Annotated in this window: 22 protein-coding genes; 14 read left to right on the top strand and 8 right to left on the bottom strand. The window is 58.5% G+C overall.

Going from position 1 to position 21,124, the window contains the following annotated elements:
* Nucleotides 1-25: 25 nt before the first annotated feature.
* Nucleotides 26-757 (bottom strand): HugZ family protein, encoded by a 732-nt coding sequence (locus KW849_RS01225; protein ID WP_218426939.1) that lies wholly within the window; start codon nt 755-757, stop codon nt 26-28.
* Between the two features lie 164 nt (nt 758-921).
* Between KW849_RS01225 and KW849_RS01220 the strand changes: the two genes are divergently transcribed.
* Nucleotides 922-1,680: an SDR family oxidoreductase gene (locus KW849_RS01220; protein ID WP_218426937.1), complete on the top strand. Its 759-nt coding sequence runs from the start codon at nt 922-924 to the stop codon at nt 1,678-1,680.
* A gap of 102 nt (nt 1,681-1,782) precedes the next feature.
* On the opposite strand, the gene apbC is transcribed toward KW849_RS01220, so the two are convergent.
* Nucleotides 1,783-2,877, bottom strand: coding sequence for an iron-sulfur cluster carrier protein ApbC (apbC, locus tag KW849_RS01215; protein ID WP_218426935.1), 1,095 nt, complete (start codon nt 2,875-2,877; stop codon nt 1,783-1,785).
* Between the two features lie 245 nt (nt 2,878-3,122).
* On the opposite strand from apbC, the gene metG reads away from it, so the two are divergent.
* From metG to KW849_RS01175, 8 genes are all read left to right on the top strand, one after another.
* Nucleotides 3,123-5,174 (top strand): methionine--tRNA ligase, encoded by a 2,052-nt coding sequence (gene metG, locus KW849_RS01210; RefSeq protein WP_218426933.1) that lies wholly within the window; start codon nt 3,123-3,125, stop codon nt 5,172-5,174.
* 236 nt (nt 5,175-5,410) lie between these two features.
* Complete coding sequence (locus KW849_RS01205; RefSeq protein WP_218426931.1) at nt 5,411-5,980, top strand: electron transport complex protein RnfA; 570 nt, start codon at nt 5,411-5,413, stop codon at nt 5,978-5,980.
* Entirely contained in the window at nt 5,977-6,990 is a 1,014-nt protein-coding gene (gene rsxB, locus KW849_RS01200; RefSeq protein WP_218426928.1) for an electron transport complex subunit RsxB, read from the top strand. The genes KW849_RS01205 and rsxB overlap by 4 nt, the downstream gene beginning before the upstream one ends.
* On the top strand, nt 6,977-7,963 hold the full coding sequence (locus tag KW849_RS01195) for an RnfABCDGE type electron transport complex subunit D (RefSeq protein WP_218426926.1): 987 nt from the start codon (nt 6,977-6,979) through the stop codon (nt 7,961-7,963). Before rsxB ends, KW849_RS01195 begins: the two co-directional genes overlap by 14 nt.
* A complete protein-coding gene (locus KW849_RS01190) occupies nt 7,960-8,571 on the top strand; it encodes an RnfABCDGE type electron transport complex subunit G (protein WP_218426924.1) in 612 nt (203 codons plus the stop codon). The genes KW849_RS01195 and KW849_RS01190 overlap by 4 nt, the downstream gene beginning before the upstream one ends.
* On the top strand, nt 8,564-9,148 hold the full coding sequence (locus tag KW849_RS01185) for an Rnf-Nqr domain containing protein (protein WP_218426922.1): 585 nt from the start codon (nt 8,564-8,566) through the stop codon (nt 9,146-9,148). The genes KW849_RS01190 and KW849_RS01185 overlap by 8 nt, the downstream gene beginning before the upstream one ends.
* A gap of 25 nt (nt 9,149-9,173) precedes the next feature.
* Nucleotides 9,174-9,812, top strand: coding sequence for an endonuclease III (gene nth / locus KW849_RS01180; RefSeq protein WP_108215006.1), 639 nt, complete (start codon nt 9,174-9,176; stop codon nt 9,810-9,812).
* Nucleotides 9,813-9,918: 106 nt separating this feature from the next.
* Nucleotides 9,919-10,098 carry a PA3496 family putative envelope integrity protein gene (locus KW849_RS01175; RefSeq protein WP_007972325.1) on the top strand — a complete coding sequence of 60 codons (180 nt, stop codon included), beginning with the start codon at nt 9,919-9,921 and terminating at the stop codon, nt 10,096-10,098.
* 80 nt (nt 10,099-10,178) lie between these two features.
* Here the strand turns inward: KW849_RS01175 and KW849_RS01170 are convergent, their stop codons facing one another.
* Nucleotides 10,179-10,805 (bottom strand): response regulator transcription factor, encoded by a 627-nt coding sequence (locus KW849_RS01170; RefSeq protein WP_008053528.1) that lies wholly within the window; start codon nt 10,803-10,805, stop codon nt 10,179-10,181.
* A 479-nt stretch (nt 10,806-11,284) separates the two neighbouring features.
* Here KW849_RS01170 and KW849_RS01165 point away from each other — a divergent pair, with 479 nt between their 5' ends.
* Complete coding sequence (locus KW849_RS01165; protein ID WP_218426920.1) at nt 11,285-11,995, top strand: hypothetical protein; 711 nt, start codon at nt 11,285-11,287, stop codon at nt 11,993-11,995.
* Between the two features lie 74 nt (nt 11,996-12,069).
* Here the strand turns inward: KW849_RS01165 and KW849_RS01160 are convergent, their stop codons facing one another.
* Both KW849_RS01160 and KW849_RS01155 read right to left on the bottom strand, forming a co-directional pair.
* Nucleotides 12,070-13,287 (bottom strand): argininosuccinate synthase, encoded by a 1,218-nt coding sequence (locus tag KW849_RS01160; RefSeq protein WP_218426918.1) that lies wholly within the window; start codon nt 13,285-13,287, stop codon nt 12,070-12,072.
* A 129-nt stretch (nt 13,288-13,416) separates the two neighbouring features.
* A complete protein-coding gene (locus KW849_RS01155; protein ID WP_218426916.1) occupies nt 13,417-14,322 on the bottom strand; it encodes an OmpA family protein in 906 nt (301 codons plus the stop codon).
* Between the two features lie 159 nt (nt 14,323-14,481).
* Here KW849_RS01155 and pyrC point away from each other — a divergent pair, with 159 nt between their 5' ends.
* Together pyrC and rnt are read left to right on the top strand one after the other, a co-directional pair.
* Nucleotides 14,482-15,528, top strand: coding sequence for a dihydroorotase (pyrC, locus tag KW849_RS01150; RefSeq protein WP_218426914.1), 1,047 nt, complete (start codon nt 14,482-14,484; stop codon nt 15,526-15,528).
* Nucleotides 15,525-16,202, top strand: coding sequence for a ribonuclease T (gene rnt / locus KW849_RS01145; protein ID WP_218426912.1), 678 nt, complete (start codon nt 15,525-15,527; stop codon nt 16,200-16,202). The genes pyrC and rnt overlap by 4 nt, the downstream gene beginning before the upstream one ends.
* A gap of 197 nt (nt 16,203-16,399) precedes the next feature.
* Here rnt and KW849_RS01140 read toward each other — a convergent pair whose 3' ends face one another.
* Nucleotides 16,400-17,002 carry a peroxiredoxin gene (locus KW849_RS01140; RefSeq protein WP_218426910.1) on the bottom strand — a complete coding sequence of 201 codons (603 nt, stop codon included), beginning with the start codon at nt 17,000-17,002 and terminating at the stop codon, nt 16,400-16,402.
* 311 nt (nt 17,003-17,313) lie between these two features.
* Between KW849_RS01140 and KW849_RS01135 the strand changes: the two genes are divergently transcribed.
* Nucleotides 17,314-17,532, top strand: a complete 219-nt coding sequence (locus KW849_RS01135; protein WP_218426908.1) for a bacterioferritin-associated ferredoxin — start codon at nt 17,314-17,316, stop codon at nt 17,530-17,532.
* 198 nt (nt 17,533-17,730) lie between these two features.
* Entirely contained in the window at nt 17,731-18,204 is a 474-nt protein-coding gene (gene bfr, locus KW849_RS01130; RefSeq protein WP_108215001.1) for a bacterioferritin, read from the top strand.
* 209 nt (nt 18,205-18,413) lie between these two features.
* Here the strand turns inward: bfr and grxD are convergent, their stop codons facing one another.
* Together grxD and KW849_RS01120 are read right to left on the bottom strand one after the other, a co-directional pair.
* Complete coding sequence (grxD, locus tag KW849_RS01125; protein WP_064679482.1) at nt 18,414-18,755, bottom strand: Grx4 family monothiol glutaredoxin; 342 nt, start codon at nt 18,753-18,755, stop codon at nt 18,414-18,416.
* Nucleotides 18,756-18,852: 97 nt separating this feature from the next.
* Nucleotides 18,853-20,961, bottom strand: coding sequence for a molybdopterin oxidoreductase family protein (locus KW849_RS01120; protein WP_218426906.1), 2,109 nt, complete (start codon nt 20,959-20,961; stop codon nt 18,853-18,855).
* Nucleotides 20,962-21,124: the final 163 nt, after the last annotated feature.

Raw genomic sequence — 21,124 nt, 5'->3', positions numbered from 1 at the left:
TAGATGACGTCGCCGTTTCGTGAATTCAAGCATCGGCCACTTCATTTTTCGGCCAATGCTCGGCGTGGGCCAGAGAAACCAAGGCCTCGCGAACTTGTGTCGGCGTATTACAAGGCGCTTGAAACGGCAACCAGTACAGGCTTTGACCGATACGCAGGTGCATGCCTTCGCTATCGATACCGGCCATTTGCGCCGGTACGTTTTTCGGCAGTCCGGCCAGCTCGACGTAATGGGCGATGGCCTTGGCGTGATCGGCGTTCATGTGCTCGACCATGCTCACTTCGGCCTTGCCGGCGAACGGGTTGGCCAGGGTCAGGTCGTTGACCCAATGAATCGCGCCAAAACCGCCGATGTAACGGTGGCGCACCGGCTTGAGCACCCAGAAGTCGAAATCGTGGGCCTTGTGATAGCCCTGCGACTCGGGGAAGTAGCGGTAGTAACGCTCGGAGGCGGCTTCGATGGCGGCTTCGTCTTCGAGCTGCTGTGCCTCAGCCAGGTAAGTCAGCCGACCAACGGCCTGGACATCTTCAGCCCCACGCTCGCCCACGAACAGCGAGCATTTCGGGTCTTTCTGCAAATTGTGAGTGTGCTGGGCGATGCGGCTGATCAGGATCAGCGGCCGGCCCAGTTCGTCCAGGCAGTACGGGACCACGGAGCCGAATGGAAAACCGGGCATCGATTTGGAGTGCGTCGAGAGCACCCCACGGTATTCCTTGAGGAGCAATTCTCGTGCATGCTTAGCCGCTTCAACGCTCAATTTATGACTCCTTAAATAGAATCCGTCATAAAAACGGACGAGCTGCTGGTGAAAGTCCCAGCACGCCATCGGGGCAGTTCTCATGTGCAGCCGGGCCACGTCAGGCGCAGATCGAGAGGCTCTCTACAAGGAAACCACTCAGATCTGCTACCGGGGGCATGCGAATGCAACTCACTGACAAAGTAATCATTATCACGGGCGGTTGCCAGGGTTTGGGCCGTTCCATGGCCGAGTATTTCGCAGGCCTTGGCGCGAAACTCGCGCTGGTCGACCTCAATCAGGAAAAACTCGACGATGCCGTCGCGGCCTGCAAGGCGCAAGGTGTCGAGGCCCGCGCCTACCTGTGCAACGTGGCCAACGAAGAGCAAGTGACCCATATGGTTGCCCAGGTCGCTGAAGACTTCGGCGCGATCCATGGTTTGATCAACAACGCCGGGATCCTGCGCGACGGCCTGTTGCTCAAGGTCAAGGATGGCGAAATGACCAAAATGAGCCTGGCCCAGTGGCAGGCGGTCATCGACGTCAACCTGACCGGCGTGTTCCTGTGCACCCGTGAAGTCGCGGCGAAAATGGTCGAGCTGAACAACAGCGGCGCGATCATCAATATCTCGTCGATTTCCCGCGCCGGCAACGTCGGTCAGACCAACTACTCGGCGGCCAAGGCCGGTGTCGCTGCGGCGACTGTGACCTGGGCCAAGGAACTGGCGCGCTACGGCATTCGCGTCGCCGGCATTGCACCGGGCTTCATCGAAACCGAAATGACTCTGGGCATGAAGCCTGATGCGCTGGAAAAAATGACCGCCGGGATCCCGCTCAAGCGTATGGGCAAGCCTGAGGAAATCGCCCATTCGGCGGCATACATCTTCGAGAACGACTATTACACCGGTCGGATTCTGGAGATGGATGGCGGGCTGCGGATCTAAAGCAAGATCAAAAGATCGCAACCTGCGGCAGCTCCTACATGGGATTGATGTTCACCCTGTAGGAGCTGCCGCAGGCTGCGATCTTTTAACAGGCGACCGGGATCAATCGTCGCTGACGCTGATGTTCGGCATCGCCGGCGTCAATGCTTCCTGCAATACGATCCGCGCACCGACATGGCGCGCCAGTTCCTGGTAGACCATGGCGATCTGGCTGTCTGGCTCGGCGATCACCGTTGGCTTGCCGCCATCGGCCTGCTCGCGGATGACCATCGACAGCGGCAACGAGGCCAGCAGTTCGACGCCATACTGGTTGGCCAGTTTCACGCCTCCGCCCTCACCGAACAGATGCTCGGCATGTCCGCAATTGGAGCAGATGTGCACGGCCATGTTTTCCACCACGCCCAGCACCGGAATGTTGACCTTGCGGAACATTTCCACACCCTTGCGCGCGTCCAGCAATGCCAGGTCCTGCGGGGTGGTAACGATGACCGCACCGGCCACAGGCACTTTCTGCGCCAGGGTCAGCTGGATGTCACCGGTGCCTGGCGGCATGTCGATGACCAGGTAGTCCAGGTCGCCCCACGCAGTCTGGGTCACCAATTGCAGCAAGGCGCCGGAGACCATCGGACCACGCCAGACCATCGGTGTGTTGTCATCGGTGAGGAAGGCCATGGACATGACCTCGACACCATGGGACTTGAGCGGCACGAACCACTTCTGGTCCTTGACCTCTGGACGGGTGCGCTCAGGGATGCCGAACATGATGCCTTGGCTCGGACCGTAGATGTCCGCATCGAGAATCCCGACCTTGGCGCCTTCGCGGGCCAGTGCCAACGCAAGGTTGGCCGCGGTGGTGGATTTACCCACGCCGCCCTTGCCGGACGCGACAGCCACCACGTTTTTAACGTTCGCCAGGCCCGGAATCTGTGCCTGGGCCTTGTGTGCGGCAATCACGCTGGTGATGTCGACCTTGGCACTGGCTACGCCATCCAGCCCCTGAATAGCCATTTCCAGCATTTGTGCCCAGCCACTCTTGAACAGGCCGGCGGCGTATCCCAATTCGAGCTGAACGCTGACGCGATCGCCCTGGATGTCGATGTTGCGCACGCACCCGGCGCTGACCGGGTCCTGGTTCAGGTATGGGTCGGTGTATTGGCGAAGGACGGCTTCCACCGCTGCGCGATTGACGGCGCTCATGGGCAACTCCGAAAACAGGACTGGAAAAAGATAACGGTATCGTACCTGTTCTGATCGTTTGGCGGGATGCTCAAAAGATCGCAGCCTTCGGCAGCTCCTACAGATGTACGCCGATTCCCTGTAGGAGCTGCCGCAGGCTGCGATCTTTTCTGTCCGCACATCCAATGAAACAGGCTCACAAGGTGAAAAATATGCGCCGGCGCTTTATAGTGGCCGACCTCCGTTTCATCAAGTAGCCGAGCCCCATGTCCGAGCCACGCAAGATCCTCGTCACCAGCGCCCTGCCCTATGCCAATGGTTCGATTCACCTCGGCCATATGCTGGAATACATCCAGACCGATATGTGGGTGCGCTTCCAGAAGCACCGCGGCAATCAATGCATCTATGTCTGCGCCGACGACGCCCACGGTTCGGCGATCATGCTGCGCGCGGAAAAGGAAGGCATCACCCCGGAACAACTGATCGCCAACGTCCAGGCTGAACACAGCGCCGACTTTGCCGACTTCCTGGTGGATTTCGATAACTTCCACTCCACTCACGCCGAAGAAAACCGTGAGCTGTCGAGCCAGATCTACCTGAAGCTGCGTGACGCCGGGCATATCGCCACGCGTTCGATCACCCAGTATTTCGACCCGGAAAAGAAAATGTTCCTGGCCGACCGCTTCATCAAGGGCACCTGCCCGAAATGCGGCACCGAAGACCAGTACGGCGACAACTGCGAAAAATGCGGCGCGACCTACGCACCGACCGACCTGAAGGATCCGAAGTCGGCGATCTCCGGCGCCACCCCGGTGCTCAAGGATTCCCAGCACTTCTTCTTCAAGCTGCCAGACTTCCAGCAAATGCTGCAAACCTGGACCCGCAGCGGCACCCTGCAGGACGCCGTGGCCAACAAAATCGCCGAATGGCTGGACGCCGGCCTGCAACAGTGGGACATCTCCCGCGATGCACCGTATTTCGGCTTTGAAATCCCCGACGAGCCGGGCAAGTACTTCTACGTGTGGCTGGATGCACCGATCGGCTACATGGCCAGCTTCAAGAACCTGTGCAACCGCACGCCGGAGCTGGACTTCGACGCGTTCTGGGGCAAGGACTCCACCGCCGAGCTGTACCACTTCATCGGCAAGGACATCGTCAACTTCCACGCCCTGTTCTGGCCAGCCATGCTCGAAGGCGCAGGCTACCGCAAGCCGACCGGGATCAACGTGCACGGCTACCTGACCGTCAACGGCCAGAAAATGTCCAAGTCCCGTGGCACCTTCATCAAGGCCCGCACTTACCTGGACCACCTGTCGCCGGAATACCTGCGCTATTACTACGCGGCCAAGCTGGGCCGTGGCGTCGACGACCTCGACCTGAACCTCGAAGACTTCGTGCAGAAGGTCAACTCCGACCTGGTGGGCAAGGTCGTCAACATCGCCAGCCGTTGCGCCGGCTTCATCAACAAGGGCAATGCCGGCGTGATGGTCGACACCAACGCCGCGCCTGAACTGACCGAAGCCTTCCTGGCCGCCGCGCCAGGCATTGCCGACGCCTATGAAGCCCGCGACTTCGCCCGCGCCATGCGCGAGATCATGGGCCTGGCCGACCGCGCCAACGCCTGGATCGCCGACAAGGCACCGTGGTCGCTGAACAAACAGGAAGGCAAGCAGGATGAAGTCCAGGCCATCTGCGCCACCGGCGTCAACCTGTTCCGCCAACTGGTGATTTTCCTCAAGCCTGTGCTGCCGCTGCTGGCCGCCGACGCCGAGGCGTTCCTGAACGTCGCGCCGCTGACCTGGAACGACCACGCGACCTTGCTCAGCAACCATCAGTTGAACGAGTTCAAGCCGCTGATGACCCGAATCGACCCGGTCAAGGTACAAGCCATGACCGACGCCTCGAAAGAAGACCTGACCGCCAGCCAGACCGACACCGGCGACGCCGCACCTGCCGGTAATGGCGAACTGGCCAAGGATCCGCTGTCGCCGGAAATCGAGTTCGACACCTTTGCCGCCGTCGACCTGCGAGTCGCCCTGATCGTCAAGGCAGAACACGTGGAAGGCGCCGACAAGCTGTTGCGCCTGACCCTGGACATCGGTGACGAGCAACGCAACGTGTTCTCCGGGATCAAGAGCGCCTACCCGGACCCGTCCAAGCTCAATGGTCGCCTGACCATGATGATCGCCAACCTCAAGCCACGGAAAATGAAGTTCGGCATTTCCGAAGGCATGGTGATGGCGGCGGGTCCTGGCGGTGAAGAAATCTACCTGCTCAGCCCTGACAGCGGCGCCAAGCCAGGTCAGCGCATCAAGTAAATTTCTGCGCTGAACCGATCCCACAGTCGTGCCTGGCGCGACTGTGGGATTTTCATGTCTGGCCCACCCTGCCGCCTTGCCGGATAATGCCTAAGCTTTTCAGACCATCTCTTGTAGGAGCGAGCTCGCGATGGTCGTTAACGATAAGGCGTGCCCACAGGTTGAACGTGGCGCTCTTGAGTCCATCGCGAGCAAGCTCGCTCCTACAAAAACTACCGTTCCTGCCGGCACCAACAATGACCGAGATCCTGCTTACGCTTATCAGCGCCGCCCTGATCAACAACCTCGTGTTGCACTGGCCGCTGGGCGTCGATCCGCTGCTGGGCAGCCAGCGCCGGCAGGTCCATGCCTTGGGCATTGCGACGACGTGCCTGATGCTGGTCGTGGGCATGCTCGGCTACGCGCTCTATCACTGGCTGCTGGTGCCGCTGCAATTGACGCCGTTGCGCCTGTTTGTGTTTCTGCCATTGAGCGTGCTGCTGATCAGCCCGTTGCTGAAGTTGCTGGCCCGGGTGTTTTCGACATTGCCGTTCGAGGACCTCTGGCCGTTGCTGCTGGGCAATGCTGGCGTGCTCGGCGTGGCCTTGCTCAACGCTCAGCAAGACAAGGGCTTCTTTCATGCCACAGCCTTGAGCCTGGGTGCAGGGCTGGGCTTCTGGCTGGTGTTGAGCCTGTTCACTGATTTGCGTGAACATACGGCCGACAACGATGTTCCCCTGCCCTTTCGCGGCCTGCCGATCGACCTGATTGGTGCCGGCCTGATCGCTGTGGCTTTTCTCGGATTCAGCGGGCTGATCAAAACATGAGTCTGATTCAACGCATCGACGCACTCTTGCCGCAAACCCAATGCGGCAAATGCGGCCACCCCGGATGCAAGCCGTACGCCGAAGGCATCGCCAGCGGTGAGCCGATCAACAAGTGCCCGCCCGGTGGCAAGGAAACCATCGCGGCCCTGGCCGAGTTGCTGAAGGTGCCGGTGCTGGAACTGGACACCACTCGCGGCTCGGCACCTGCGCAGATCGCCTATATCCGCGAGGCCGAGTGCATTGGTTGCACCAAGTGCATTCAGGCCTGTCCGGTCGATGCCATTGTCGGTGCGGCCAAACTGATGCACACGGTGATCATCGATGAGTGCACCGGTTGCGATCTTTGCGTGGCACCGTGCCCGGTGGACTGCATCGAAATGCGCCCGCTACCACTGGACACTGTATTGCCAGTTGTCGGGGGCCTGGCCCTCACACCGCAAGCGCGGCAGGCCCGCACCCTCAAGCGCGATCACGCACGGCGCCGCTTCGAACAACGCAACGCGCGCTTGCAGCGTGAGGAGCAACAGAAAATTGCCGAGCGCCAGGCAAGGCAGCGAGCCGCACAACCTGCCGAAGCGGCAGTCGACCCGGTGCAGGCCGCTCTCGAGCGTGTGCGCGCACAGAAAGCCGCCAATGCCGATGCCGCGCTGAAAAAGGCCAAGATCGATGTGGCGATGAGTCGGGCGCAACTGCACAAATCGCTGAAGGCCTTCGGACATCCGCCGACCTTCGAACAGCAATCGCAGTTGATCGTCCTGCAACAACAGTTCGAAGCCGCCGAGCAAAACCTGGTGCAACTGGAAAGCGTCGCACCACCTGCCCCCGCGCCGACGATCACCGCTGTGTCGTCAAATGATGCCGATCTGAAACGGGCCAAGATCCAGTTGGCCATGCGCCGTGCCGAACTGAAGAAGGCTCAGGCCAGTGAAGCACCGGCAGAACAAATCGAAGCCCTGGAACGCGCACTCGGCGAAGCCGAACGCCTGGTGGACGCCCATGCCAGCCCTTGAAGCAGTTGATGATCGCCTGCAACAGGCGATGAAACTGGTGCTTCTGGCCACGCTGCCGGGAATGCTGGCGGCGTTCTGGCTTTACGGCTGGGGCGTGTTGATCAATCTGGTTCTGGCAGCCGCTGCTGCACTGGTCGCTGAGGCCACCGTCGTGCAATGGCGCAAGCGGCCGCTGCGACCAACCCTGAGTGACGGCAGTGCGTTGGTCAGTGCCACCTTGCTGGCTCTGGCGCTGCCGCCTTACTGCCCATGGTGGCTGACCCTCAGTGCTGCCGCTTTTGCCATGGTGTTTGGCAAGCACTTGTATGGCGGCGTCGGCTCGAATCCCTTCAACCCGGCGATGCTCGGTTTTGCTCTGGTGCTGGTGACCTTCCCCCAACCAATGACCCATTGGCCCTCGCCCCATGGCATGGGTCTGCTGAGTGGCTTGCAGCAAGTGTTCGGTGTCGGCCAGGCGCCGGATGCATGGGTGCAGGCCACGGCACTGGACAGTCTGCGGATCAACAAAAGCCTGACCATGGATGAACTGTTTGCCGGCAACCCGGCATTCGGCCACTTCGGCGGCCGGGGAGTGGAATGGATGAGCCTGGCGTTTCTGGCAGGTGGATTGTTTCTCCTGCAACGGCGGGTGATCAGTTGGCACGCCCCGGTCGGCATGCTGGCCAGCCTGTTCATCATCAGCCTGCTGTGCTGGAACGGGTCGGGCTCCGACTCCCATGGTTCACCGCTGTTTCATCTGCTTAGCGGCGCGACCATGCTGGGGGCGTTCTTCATCATCACCGAACCGGTATCCGGCGCCAGAAGCCCTGGCGCGCGACTGCTGTTCGGCGCTGGCGTCGGACTGCTGACTTATCTGATTCGTACCTGGGGTGGCTATCCGGACGGCATCGCCTTTGCCGTGTTGTTGATGAACCTGTGCGTGCCAGCGCTGGAGCGGTTGGTAGTGGCCAGGCAACTGCCGGAGGCGCCATGAGCCGGTCATCAAGCATCACGCTTCTAGTGCTTCTGGCCGCGACGGGCCTTGGCGTGACGTACTTCCTGCAGCTCAGCAGTGCGCCGCGAATTGCTGCCGAACAGCGAACGATCGACAGCCGAAACCTGCTGGACCTGATCGCGTCAGGCAGCTACGACAATCAACCACTCGAACACCCCATCAGGGTCGAATCAACCGCCCTGGCCAACAGCACCTTGCTGGGCGGTTATCTGGCGACCCGGGCCGATCAACCCGTCGCGGTGCTGCTGCGCAGTCAAACCCTTGGCTACGCCGGTGCCATCGACCTGATGATTGCTGTCAATGCCAATGGCAGGTTGCTGGGCGTCAAAACCCTCAAACAGTCGGAAACCCCAGGCCTGGGTGCGCGGATCGCCGACTGGCCCAATGCCTGGCTTCAGGTTTTTTCCGGCAAGTCTCGAACAGAACCGGGCGACAGTGGCTGGGCGTTGAAAAAGGATCAGGGACAGTTCGATCAGATCGCAGGCGCGACTATCACCTCAAGGGCGGTGATCAATGCCGTCCACGATGCGTTGCGCTACTTCGATGAACACCGGCAACAACTGCTCGGAAACCCTGCCCATGGATAACTCATCAACCCTGCGCAACGCCTTGATGCTGACGCCGCTGATCGGCGCTACCGAGTCGCTGATGGCCGCACTTGGCCTGTGCCTGATGTTCATGGTGGTGACCCAGTTGTTCAGCCTGGCCATGGGCGCCCTGCGATCCCGACTGGTCCCCGCGACCCGCTTGCTGGCCAGCATCCTGTTGGCGGCCACGCTCACCAGTTGTGCGGAACTCATGGCACAGGCCTGGTCGCTGCAATGGCAGCAGCATTTGGGGTTTTATGGCGCTTTGATCGCCTTGCAATGCGTCGTACTGGAACACACGGGATTCTTTCAAAACAGCTGGCACACACGCCTGCGACTCAATGGACAGTTTGTCGTGCTGATGATCGCACTGGGCCTGCTGCGTGAACTCATTGGCGACGCAACCGTGGGAAACCATCTATCGTGGCTGATCGGCGCAACACAAGCTGACTGGCAAGGTTGGCTACTGATGGCCGATGGCGGTCTGCGCCTGGCCACATTGGTCCCTGGCGGGTTCATTCTGCTCGGACTGCTGATCGCCGCCTGGCAGGCCTGGCGACCCAGGCCCACACATTGATCGTCTTCGAGGAAGCGCACTGCCCATGAATGCCGCAAAACGTCTGGAAATTTTCCGCAGGCTGCACGAGGACAACCCGGAACCAAAAACCGAACTGGCCTATTCCTCACCGTTCGAATTGCTGATTGCCGTGATTCTCTCGGCGCAGTCGACCGATGTCGGCGTCAACAAGGCCACAGCCAAGCTGTTCCCGGTCGCCAATACCCCGGCAGCGATCCATGCCCTGGGTGTCGAAGGACTGTCGGAGTACATCAAGACCATCGGTCTGTACAACAGCAAGGCAAAAAACGTGATCGAAACCTGCCGTCTGCTGATCGAGCGCCACGCCGGTGAAGTGCCGCAAACCCGTGAAGAGCTGGAAGCACTGCCCGGCGTCGGCCGCAAGACCGCCAATGTGGTACTCAATACGGCATTCCGTCAGCTGACCATGGCCGTCGACACGCACATTTTCAGGGTCAGCAACCGGACGGGCATTGCTCCCGGCAAGAATGTGATTGAAGTCGAGAAAAAACTGATGAAATTCGTGCCCCGGGAGTACCTGCTCGACTCCCATCACTGGCTGATCCTTCACGGCCGCTATGTTTGCCTGGCCCGCAAGCCCCGATGCGGGAGCTGCCGGATCGAGGACTTGTGCGAATACAAGCATAAAACCTCCGACGATTGAGGCGCTATTAGGTTTTTTGATTTGTCGATTGAAAAAATCTTTTTTACCCGCCGGGAGATTGTCGCTATAAGGAGCGCCAAAGGCCTTCTTAGCCTGGAGCAACTAAATGAGTACTGGCAAAGAGCAATTGGACGTAGAAGACGATTTCACCACCGCCGAAACCGATGACGCTGAGCCGGTGGTTGAAGTAGCGAAAACTAATCTGAGCAAACGCCGCACCATCGACAACCTGCTGGAGGAGCGCCGACTGCAAAAGCAATTGGCCGATTACGATTTTGACTTATGACACCTGAAAGCCTCCCGAAACGGAGGCTTTTTTTTAAGTGCCATACTCTGGCAGACGCCCCTTGTCGCACAGTTACGTCATCACACCAGACCATTGCGTTGTGCCAACTCGATCAAATCGACCAGAGACCTCGCATTCAGTTTGAGCAACAGACGGGTCTTGTAAGTACTGACTGTTTTGTTGCTGAGAAACATTCCATCGGCAATCTCTTTATTGGTCTTTCCTCGGGCCAACTGTTGCAGGACCATCATTTCCCGCCCCGACAATCGATCAACCATATCGGCCTCACTGGCGTTCCCCAAACTGCAACGCACGGTATGCAAGGCTTGATTAGGAAAGTAACTGTAGCCTGACAACACGGCCTTTATCGCACTGAGCAACTCCGTCAGGTCTTGTTGTTTGCAGACATAACCCGCCGCCCCGGACTGCATGCAACGCATCGAAAAATGCCCCGGCGCCTGGGAAGTCAGAATCAGAACTTTCATCGGCATTGAGGTCGAAGACAAACGTGCGATGACTTCCAATCCGTCCAGCTTCGGAATCCCGATATCCAGAATGACAATATCCGGCATAAGTTCGCGGGCCAGTTGCAGTGCATCCACACCATTATCGGTTTCTGCAATAACTTCGTAGCCATGACGTTCCATTAGCATACGTACCGCAAGACGAATGACGGGGTGATCATCCACGATCAGCACTTTATTCATGGGCAAGTCCAATTTTCGCTGTTCGAATTTTTAGAGCCCGCACAATAGCCTAGTCGTTTCACCCATGGCATGTCGCCCCTTCCGGACACCCACACCAAGAGACATCCCCTACAAACAACACGGATTTCTCCTACAAAAATCCCTCGAACGGAATGAGTTGAAAACTGTGTCAGCGTCAGTCTGTCGCACTTTCCAGCAGCTGCCTCTATCGATTTACGACCAAAATTTTCCGAGAGCCGGCCTGAACAGTCACGCCCTGACAAACATAAGCCTCTACTCCTTCGTTAAAACGTAACTGATGTTTTCGCACTCAACATTCACACCAGAAATATCACACACCAGCCATCCAATTACTCTTACAGCAAATAATATTTTTTGAGCAATCATTAAAACACCACCAACACTTAGAAACCGAAAAACACACAACAACCACTACATCAAGCCACTTTCATAAACCATTCGAGAAAAGACAACAGAGCATGAATACAGAACATGATAAAAAACGAATTAACAATCCGATGACAATTATCGCGATATTCGCAGCACTCTCTGAAACTTCGGCAGCCGTTTCTCTACCCTTCCTTGACCAAGAGGAAAGAGAACTCTATGTCTGGTTTCTGATCAGCTTTCCGTTTTATTTACTTTTGCTTTTTTTCGCGACACTCAATTTCAACTACAGATCACTGTATGCGCCTTCCGACTTTGAAAAGGGCAAACACTTCATGAAAGTCATGGATGATGCCGGGCGGCCGGAAAAAAAGGCGGCCGGGAAGTCCTCTGGGAGTTCCGCTCTGGAAACGTCAATGAATGACCGGCAGTCAGCCCGGACGCCCTGCGGCGCACAGGACCCGCCAACGGAGATTGGCCTGCAATCTACCGTATTTGTTCAGCATCAGCTTCAGTTACCGGAGTTTATAAAAGACCTGTACATCGTGGATGCGCGCTGGATGAGCAAGGAGGTCGAGTTTGGAGCGCTGCTGGAAAAAATCCAGAGGCCACGGGAAAAGACGGCGTACGTGATTCTGTTTGTCACGTGTGCCGTTTCGGAGGCTTTACTGAAAGCCAGCGCGCTTAAATATTCAAAGCAGACCAGCAAGCGCTGTGTCGCCTTTTACGTTGCCTACAATCTGGATTCGCACAGGTTGTCGGTCATTGATCAAGCCGGACAACCAGCAGACAACAACACGTAGAACAGGACAGACCATTTTCAGGTGCCTGACCTCGTCCTGGACGAGATCAGGCATCCATCACGATCTCAAAGGTCTCAGAACAGCTTCCGGCCTTTGTTCGCTGCAATGCGCATGCGCAGGGCGTTGAGCTTGATGAAGCCCGCTGCATCCGCCTGGTTGTACGCGCCGCCATCTTCTTCGAAGGTCGCGATGTTGGCATCGAACAACGATTCGTCAGACTTGCGACCCGTAACGATCACATTGCCCTTGTACAGCTTCAGGCGAACAACACCGTTCACGTGGGCCTGGGACGCATCGATCATTTGTTGCAGCATCAGACGCTCAGGGCTCCACCAGTAACCGGTGTAGATCAGGCTGGCATATTTCGGCATCAGCTCGTCCTTGAGGTGAGCCACTTCGCGGTCCAGGGTGATCGATTCGATCGCACGGTGAGCGCGCAGCATGATGGTGCCGCCAGGGGTTTCGTAGCAGCCACGGGACTTCATGCCCACATAACGGTTCTCGACGATGTCGAGACGACCGATACCGTGTTCACCACCGATACGGTTCAGGGTCGCCAGCACGGTGGCCGGTGTCATTTCGACGCTGTCCAGCGCGACGATGTCGCCGTTGCGGTAGGTCAGTTCCAGGTACTGCGGCTTGTCTGGAGCGTTCTCCGGGGAGACGGTCCATTTCCACATGTCTTCTTCGTGCTCGGTCCAGGTGTCTTCCAGCACGCCGCCTTCATAGGAGATGTGCAGCAGATTGGCATCCATCGAGTACGGGGATTTCTTCTTGCCGTGACGCTCGATCGGAATCGCGTGCTTCGCGGCGTAATCCATCAGCTTTTCACGGGACAGCAGGTCCCATTCGCGCCACGGAGCGATCACTTTCACGCCAGGCTTCAAGGCGTACGCGCCCAATTCGAAACGAACCTGGTCGTTGCCCTTGCCGGTGGCGCCATGGGAAATGGCGTCAGCGCCGGTTTCGTTGGCGATTTCGATCAGGCGCTTGGCGATCAGCGGACGAGCGATGGAAGTACCCAGCAGGTACTCGCCTTCGTAAACGGTGTTGGCGCGGAACATCGGGAAAACGAAATCGCGCACGAACTCTTCGCGCAAGTCGTCGATGTAGATCTCTTTGACGCCCATGGCCTGAGCCTTGGCGCGTGCAGGTTCGACCTCTTCGCCCTGACCCAGGTCAGCGGTGAAGGTCACCACTTCACAGTTATAAGTATCCTGCAGCCACTTGAGGATCACCGAAGTGTCCAGGCCGCCGGAATACGCCAGAACGACCTTGTTTACGTCCGCCATGCCATCACTCCACGGGGTTCTACGGAAAGCCGGGAAGTCTACCGCTCATACAGAATAATTTACAGTGGCGCGACAGCTTATGACGACGAAGCGACAGATTATGTCGAGAGGGCGACGATGACCGAAAAGTCAGGAGGTTGCCGAAGTGGCCGCTTTCGTCGCCTGTGGGGCGACTTGTTCCACTGGTGCTCCGCGCTCCAGGCGTACCGCTACCCGACGGTTCTTCGCGCGGTTGGCATTGTTGGTATTAGGCGCCAGCGGATAACGCTCGCCATGGAAACGCACGGTGATTTGCGACTCCTGGATGCCGTTGGTCTTGAAGAACTCCATCACTGCCAGGGCCCGGCGCCGCGACAGGTCGCGGTTGGTCAGGCGGTTGCCGCTGTTGTCGGAGTGACCGTCGAGCTCGATGTGATTGACCGTCGGATCGGCCTTCATGTACTCCAGCATCACCTGCAGCCTGGCCTTCGCGGCGCTGTCGAGTTCGATTCCGCCGCCAGGGAAACCGATTTCGGATTGCTTCACCTGCTCGAAGTTCTGCGGCAACAGTTTGGCCACGCAGCTTTGGTAATCGGCAAACGCCTTGGTGAACCTGACCGGCAGCAAGCGCACTTCCGACACCCGGCCATCCCCCCCGGAATGGCGAACCACCGGGCTTCGACCGTCCATCAGGCCACTGATCAGACGCCCGGCCTGAACCTTTGAGCTGTTGAACAATACGTTGCCACTGCCGATCCTCACCGTGCCCAGGTTGATGTCGTCACGCCCCGGTTGCCACGGTGCGGCAGCGGCCAGCAGCGTCGCCGAGCCACCGCCAATCATCGGGTTGTAGGCTTTCAGACGAAACGTCGCCTGCTCGCCGGCACGACGCACGAACTCGCCCGAACCGAAGTCGGTAATCGGCTGAGCCAGGCGACATTCGAACTTGTCGCCTTCGACCGTCCACTCAATGCTCTCCAGACGGGTCTGGAAAGTGAGCGCCATCGCGGGAAGGCTGGCAAACACACTGAGCAAGGCTAAATAACGCTGGCGCACGGGAGGCTCCACTGGCTTCTACAACAAAAAGACCGACACACACATGTTTACGGCATACCTGTTGGATATCGGAAGCTTCCTGCAAAACTTGATAGCGAGTGCCTGCAAGAGTCTTTTCCGGTAGCATTCCCTTCAGTTTGACCCGCCTGGAATCCCCTCATGTCCGACCGCCTGACCCTGCTGCGTCCCGACGACTGGCACATTCATCTTCGCGATGGTGCCGTGTTGACCAATACCGTCGCGGATGTCGCGCGCACCTTTGGCCGCGCCATCATCATGCCCAACCTGGTTCCACCGGTGCGCAACGCGGCCGAAGCCGACGGCTATCGCCAGCGGATTCTCGCTGCCCGCCCGGCCGGCAGCCTGTTCGAGCCACTGATGGTCCTGTACCTGACCGACCGCACCCAGCCTGAAGAAATTCGCGAGGCCAAGGCCAGTGGATTCGTGCACGCCGCCAAGCTGTATCCGGCTGGCGCGACCACCAACTCGGACTCTGGCGTCACCAGCATCGACAAGATCTTCCCTGCACTCGAGGCCATGGCCGAAGTCGGGATGCCCTTGTTAGTTCATGGCGAAGTCACCCGTGGCGATGTCGACGTTTTCGATCGCGAAAAAATCTTCATCGATGAGCACATGCGTCGTGTGGTCGAGCGTTTCCCGACCCTCAAAGTGGTCTTCGAACACATCACCACCGCCGACGCCGTGCAGTTCGTCAACTCGGCTTCGGCCAACGTTGGCGCAACCATCACCGCGCATCACCTGCTGTACAACCGCAATCACATGCTGGTGGGCGGGATTCGGCCGCACTTCTATTGCCTGCCGATCCTCAAGCGCAATACCCACCAGGAAGCCCTGCTCGACGCCGCCACCAGCGGCAGTGAGAAATTCTTCCTCGGCACCGACTCGGCCCCCCACGCCCAGCACGCCAAGGAAGCGGCCTGCGGCTGCGCCGGTTGCTACACCGCCTATGCGGCCATCGAGATGTATGCCGAAGCCTTCGAACAGCGCAATGCGCTGGACAAGCTCGAGGCCTTCGCCAGCCTCTACGGCCCTCGGTTCTATGGTCTGCCGGCCAACACCGATCACATCACCCTGGTCCGCGAAGAATGGACCGCCCCGACCAGCCTGCCATTTGGCGAGCTGACCGTTATCCCGCTGCGCGCCGGTGAAAAACTGCGCTGGCGCCTGCTGGAGGAACACGCGTGAGTGAAGTCCATTTCGACGACGAACTGGAAGGCAACGGCGGCGGAGGTGGCCCTCGTCATCCAATGGCGGCCAGGTTCCGTGGTTACCTGCCGGTTGTCGTCGACGTAGAAACCGGTGGCTTCAATTCGGCCACCGATGCCCTTCTGGAGATCGCCGCGACCACCATCGCCATGGATGAAAAGGGTTTTGTTTACCCGGATCACACCTACTTCTTCCGCGTCGAGCCGTTCGAAGGCGCGAACATCGAAGCGGCGGCCCTGGAGTTCACCGGGATCAAGCTCGATCACCCGCTGCGCATGGCGGTGAGTGAAGAGTCGGCCCTGAACGATATTTTCCGTGGTGTGCGCAAGGCGCTGAAGGCCAACGGCTGCAAACGGGCGATTTTGGTTGGGCACAACAGCAGCTTCGACCTGGGCTTCCTGAACGCCGCAGTTGCGCGCCTGGACATGAAGCGCAATCCGTTCCACCCGTTCTCCAGTTTCGATACCGCGACGCTCGCTGGCCTGGCCTACGGTCAAACCGTGCTGGCCAAGGCTTGTCAGGCAGCGGACATCGATTTCGATGGCCGCGAGGCTCACTCGGCCCGTTACGACACCGAGAAGACCGCTGAGCTGTTCTGCGGCATCGTCAATCGCTGGAAACAGATGGGTGGCTGGGAAGATTTTGACGATTGATGCTGTTGGCTCTTTGTGGGAGCGAGCCTGCTCGCGATGGACTAGAGAACACTGCGGGGTGTCAGGCTCCCAGCGTCATCGTTAACGACCATCGCGAGCAGGCTCGCTCCTACAGTGAGCAAAAATCCAGCCCATAAAAAAACCGGCCTCGAAGGCCGGTTTTTTTGTACCTGCTTTTTATAGCTGGAGCGTGCGCCTTACAGAGCGGCAGCGTGCTCGGTCAGGTAAGCCGCAACGCCTTCTGGCGAAGCGTTCATGCCTTTGTCGCCTTTTTTCCAGTTGGCAGGGCAGACTTCGCCGTGCTCTTCGTGGAACTGCAGAGCGTCGACCAGACGCAGCAGCTCTTCCATGTTACGGCCCAGCGGCAGGTCGTTGATGATCTGCGAACGGACAACGCCTTTGTCGTCGATCAGGAACGCGCCACGCAAAGCCACGCCGTCAGCGGACTGAACGTCATAGGCTTTCATGATTTCCTGCTTGATGTCGGCAGCCATGGTGTAGCGAACTTCGCCGATACCGCCATTGTTGACCGGGGTGTTGCGCCATGCGTTGTGGGTGAAGTGCGAGTCGATCGACACAGCGACCACTTCAACGTTACGCGCCTTGAACTCGGACATGCGGTTGTCCAGAGCGATCAGCTCGGACGGGCATACGAAGGTGAAGTCCAGTGGGTAGAAGAACACCAGGCCGTATTTGCCTTTGATCGCCGAAGACAGGGTGAAGCTGTCAACGATCTCGCCATTGCCGAGTACGGCCGGTACGGTGAAGTCAGGGGCTTGTTTGCCTACGAGTACGCTCATTGGATATCTCCTGGTGTAATAGCGTGAGAAACAGGGTTCGAATCAGCCTGCCACCCTGAGGCGACAGCCCTGTGACACGATCCCCGGTCGCAAAAGACCGTCCATCATACACCGCGTGTTTGAGCTGGCTTAGCTGTTTTTTCCCGGTACGATGAAATCCTCATCGGTTTCATATCACCGATTTGCCAGGCAGACCGTTCGTCAGCCATACCCATTTATGACAAAAAGTGCTCTGAAACCACTTTGACAATCATTCTCGTTAACATTAAGATCCATCGCAATTGAGTCACAATCAGCGACGGACCCTCCTTATGTATGTTTGCCTCTGCACTGGCGTCACCGACGGTCAAATCCGCGATGCGATCTATGAAGGATGCTGCAGCTACAAGGAAGTCCGTGTGGCTACCGGCGTTGCCAGTCAATGCGGCAAATGTGCCTGCCTCGCCAAGGAAGTGGTCCGCGAGACCCTGACCAAACTGCAAACGGCCCAGGCTGCAATTCCTTTTCCAGTAGAATTTACCGCGGCTTAACTATCGAATTTCAAAGAACCGGACATATGTCCGGTTTTTTTATGCCTCAAAATCAACTAGTTATGCTCTAGACGCGGAACACAAACATTCTTATTCCGATTAATTTTCATTTAAGTTTCAATAACTTAGGTTTGACACCCTTAAATACGCGGCTCAAACTCTGCTGTATTGACAGCTAATAAAGGGCAGGACCCCATCATGAAAGGCGACGTTACAGTCATCCAGCATCTCAACAAGATCCTCGCCAATGAGCTGGTCGCGATCAATCAATACTTCCTGCATGCGCGCATGTATGAAGATTGGGGCCTGAACAAGCTCGGCAAGCACGAGTACCACGAATCCATCGACGAAATGAAGCACGCGGACAAGCTGATCAAGCGAATCCTGTTCCTTGAAGGCCTGCCGAACGTCCAGGACCTGGGCAAGCTGCACATCGGTGAGCACACCAAGGAAATGCTGGAGTGCGACCTGCGTATCGAACGCATCGGTCACGCGGATCTCAAAGTGGCTATCGCTCATTGCGAAACAGTCGGCGACTTCGGTAGCCGTGAGCTGCTTGAAGATATCCTCGAGTCCGAAGAAGAACATATCGACTGGCTGGAAACCCAGTTGGGCCTGATCGATAAAATCGGACTCGAGAACTATCTGCAATCGCAGATGGGCGAAGAGTAAGAGCTGCCGCAGGCTGCGATCCTGGGGATTGCAGCGGCAACTTTGCAGTAACTATCCAGACACAATAAAAAGCCCCGCCCTCTTTCGAGTGGCGGGGCTTTTTATTGCCTCCTGTAGGAGCTGGCTTGCCAGCGAAGAACGATGACGCGGTTCAGCGATATACCGCGTCATCGCTCTTCGCGAGCAAGCTTGCTCCTACGGGGACCGAGTCAGGCTTCGGACTTGTTGGCAGCAGCGGCTTCGACGGCAGCCTTGATGGTGGCTTGCAGCGAACCGTCAGCCGCCATTTCAGTCATGATGTCGCTGCCGCCGACCAGCTCACCACCGACCCACAGTTGCGGGAAGGTTGGCCAGTTGGCGTATTTTGGCAGGTTGGCGCGGATTTCCGGGTTCTGCAGGATGTCCACGTACGCAAACTTTTCGCCACACGCCATCACGGCCTGCGCGGCTTTCGCGGAGAAGCCGCACTGCGGGGCATTCGGCGAGCCTTTCATGTAAAGCAGAATGGTGTTGTTGGCAATCTGCTCTTTAATCGTTTCGATGATATCCATGGAGCACCTCGGCTGAACTTTCCGACTCATGGGTCGGCACGGTGGCGCATTGTAACGGAAAGCCGAGCGCCCTGCTCGGTCTCTCCGTCAGTCTGATTCAAGCCGCCGCAACTGTCACTGGCACGCCATTGAGCGCGGCATTTCCCGACAGTTCGTCAAGCTGGCGTTCGTCGGTCAGGTCGTTGGCGCTTGAGCCCGGCTGACTGCTGGCAATCGACATTTGCACGCCCGGCCGCGCGTGGCCCCAGCCGTGAGGGAGGCTGACCACGCCTTTCATCATGTCCAGACTGCCAAGCACTTCGACCTCGATTACCCCCACCCGCGAGCTGACCCGCACACGCTGTCCGTCGCTGAGACCGCGACTGGCCAGGTCATCCGGATGCATCAGTAACTGATGACGCGGCTTGCCCTTCACCAACCGATGATAATTATGCATCCATGAGTTGTTGCTGCGCACATGCCGGCGGCCAATCATCAACAACTCGTCGGCGGCCGGTGCCTTCAAGGCTGCAAAGCGCGCCAGGTCAGCGAGAATCGCGGCCGGTGCGGCCTGGATGCGTTGATTGGCAGTCTTCAGGCGTGGTGTCAGGTTAGGCTTGAGCGCGCCCAGATCAACGCCATGGGGATGATCGAACAAAGTCGCCAGCGACAGTTTGTGCTCTGAATTGTCGCCGTACATCCCCATGCGCAGGCCGCGATCGATCATGTGTGCGGGGGCGATGGTGGGCTTCAACTCTTTGCCGGTCCTGGCGGCAAATGCCTTGGCCAGCCCGACGAAAATCTCCCAGTCGTGCAATGCACCTTCGGGCTTGGCGAGGATGGCGCGATTGAAACGACTGACGTTGCGCACCGCAAACAAGTTGAATGTGGTGTCGTAATGGTCGTTTTCCAGCGCCGATGTGGACGGCAGGATCAAGTCGGCGTAACGCGTGGTTTCATTGATGTACAGGTCGATACTGACCATGAATTCCAGCCCGTCCAGTGCCTGCTCGAGCTTTCGGCCATTGGGCGTGGACAGCACCGGATTGCCCGCCACGGTGATCAGCGCCCGCACCTGCCCTTTCCCCTCGGTGAGCATCTCCTCGGCCAGCGCCGACACTGGCAGTTCTCCGGCGTATTCCGGGCGCCCGGAAACCCGGCTCTGCCACAGATTGAAATGCCCGCCCGAGGTCGACGCCACCAGATCCACTGCTGGCTCAGTGCACAAGGCACCACCTACGCGATCGAGATTGCCGGTGACCAGATTGATCAACTGTACCACCCAGTGGCACAGCGTACCGAAGGCCTGGGTCGAAACGCCCATGCGGCCATAGCAGACTGCACTCGGTGCCGCGGCGAAGTCCCGCGCCAATTGGCGGATCTGTTCGGCCGATACGGCGCACAACGGGCTCATGGCTTCGGCGGTGAACGGCGCGACGGCCTCCCGCACGTCCTCCAGACCGTCTACCGGCAGATGGCTGTCGCGGGTCAGACCTTCTACGAACAAGGTGCTGAGCAGCCCGAACAACAGCGCGGCATCACCGCCCGGGCGCACGAACAGATGCTGATCGGCAATCGCCGCCGTTTCACTGCGACGAGGGTCGACCACCACCACTTTGCCACCCCGGGCCTGTATCGCCTTCAAGCGTTTTTCCACATCCGGCACGGTCATGATGCTGCCGTTCGAAGCCAGTGGGTTGCCGCCCAGGATCAGCATGAAATCGGTGTGATCGATGTCCGGAATAGGCAGCAACAACCCGTGGCCGTACATCAAATGACTGGTCAGGTGATGGGGTAATTGATCGACCGAGGTGGCGGAAAACCGGTTACGGGTTTTCAGCAGGCCGAGGAAGTAGTTGCTGTGGGTCATCAGCCCGTAATTGTGCACGCTCGGGTTGCCCTGATAGACCGCCACTGCGTTTTGCCCGTGACGCTCCTGAATGGCGGCGAGGCGTTCGGCGACCAGATTGAATGCCGCTTCCCACTCGATGGGCTGCCACTCATTGCCCACTCGTTGCATCGGCCGATGCAGGCGATCCGGATCGTTCTGGATGTCTTGCAGCGCCACGGCCTTGGGGCAGATGTGCCCACGGCTGAACGTGTCCTGGGGGTCGCCCTTGATCGATGTGATCTGGACGTTACCGCCTTCGGCCTCGGTGGTTTCGATGGTCAGACCACAGATGGCTTCGCACAAATGGCACGCACGGTGATGGAGAGTCTTGGTCATGGCCAGTCTCTGTTTTGTTATGGGCGGGCAACGATGGCCGCGGAAACAAAACTATGGCGCCAGACCCGCCGCCACGCCAGCGACGTGCGTCTTGTGAATCGGTGGATATCAGGCCAGCCGATGGCCACCGCAGTTCAGGTCGAAGGCAGCCTGGGCGGCGCCT

The organism is Pseudomonas sp. PDM26, from assembly GCF_019219185.1.
Classification (GTDB): Bacteria; Pseudomonadota; Gammaproteobacteria; order Pseudomonadales; family Pseudomonadaceae; genus Aquipseudomonas.
This window is presented reverse-complemented; position numbering and strand designations above follow the sequence as displayed.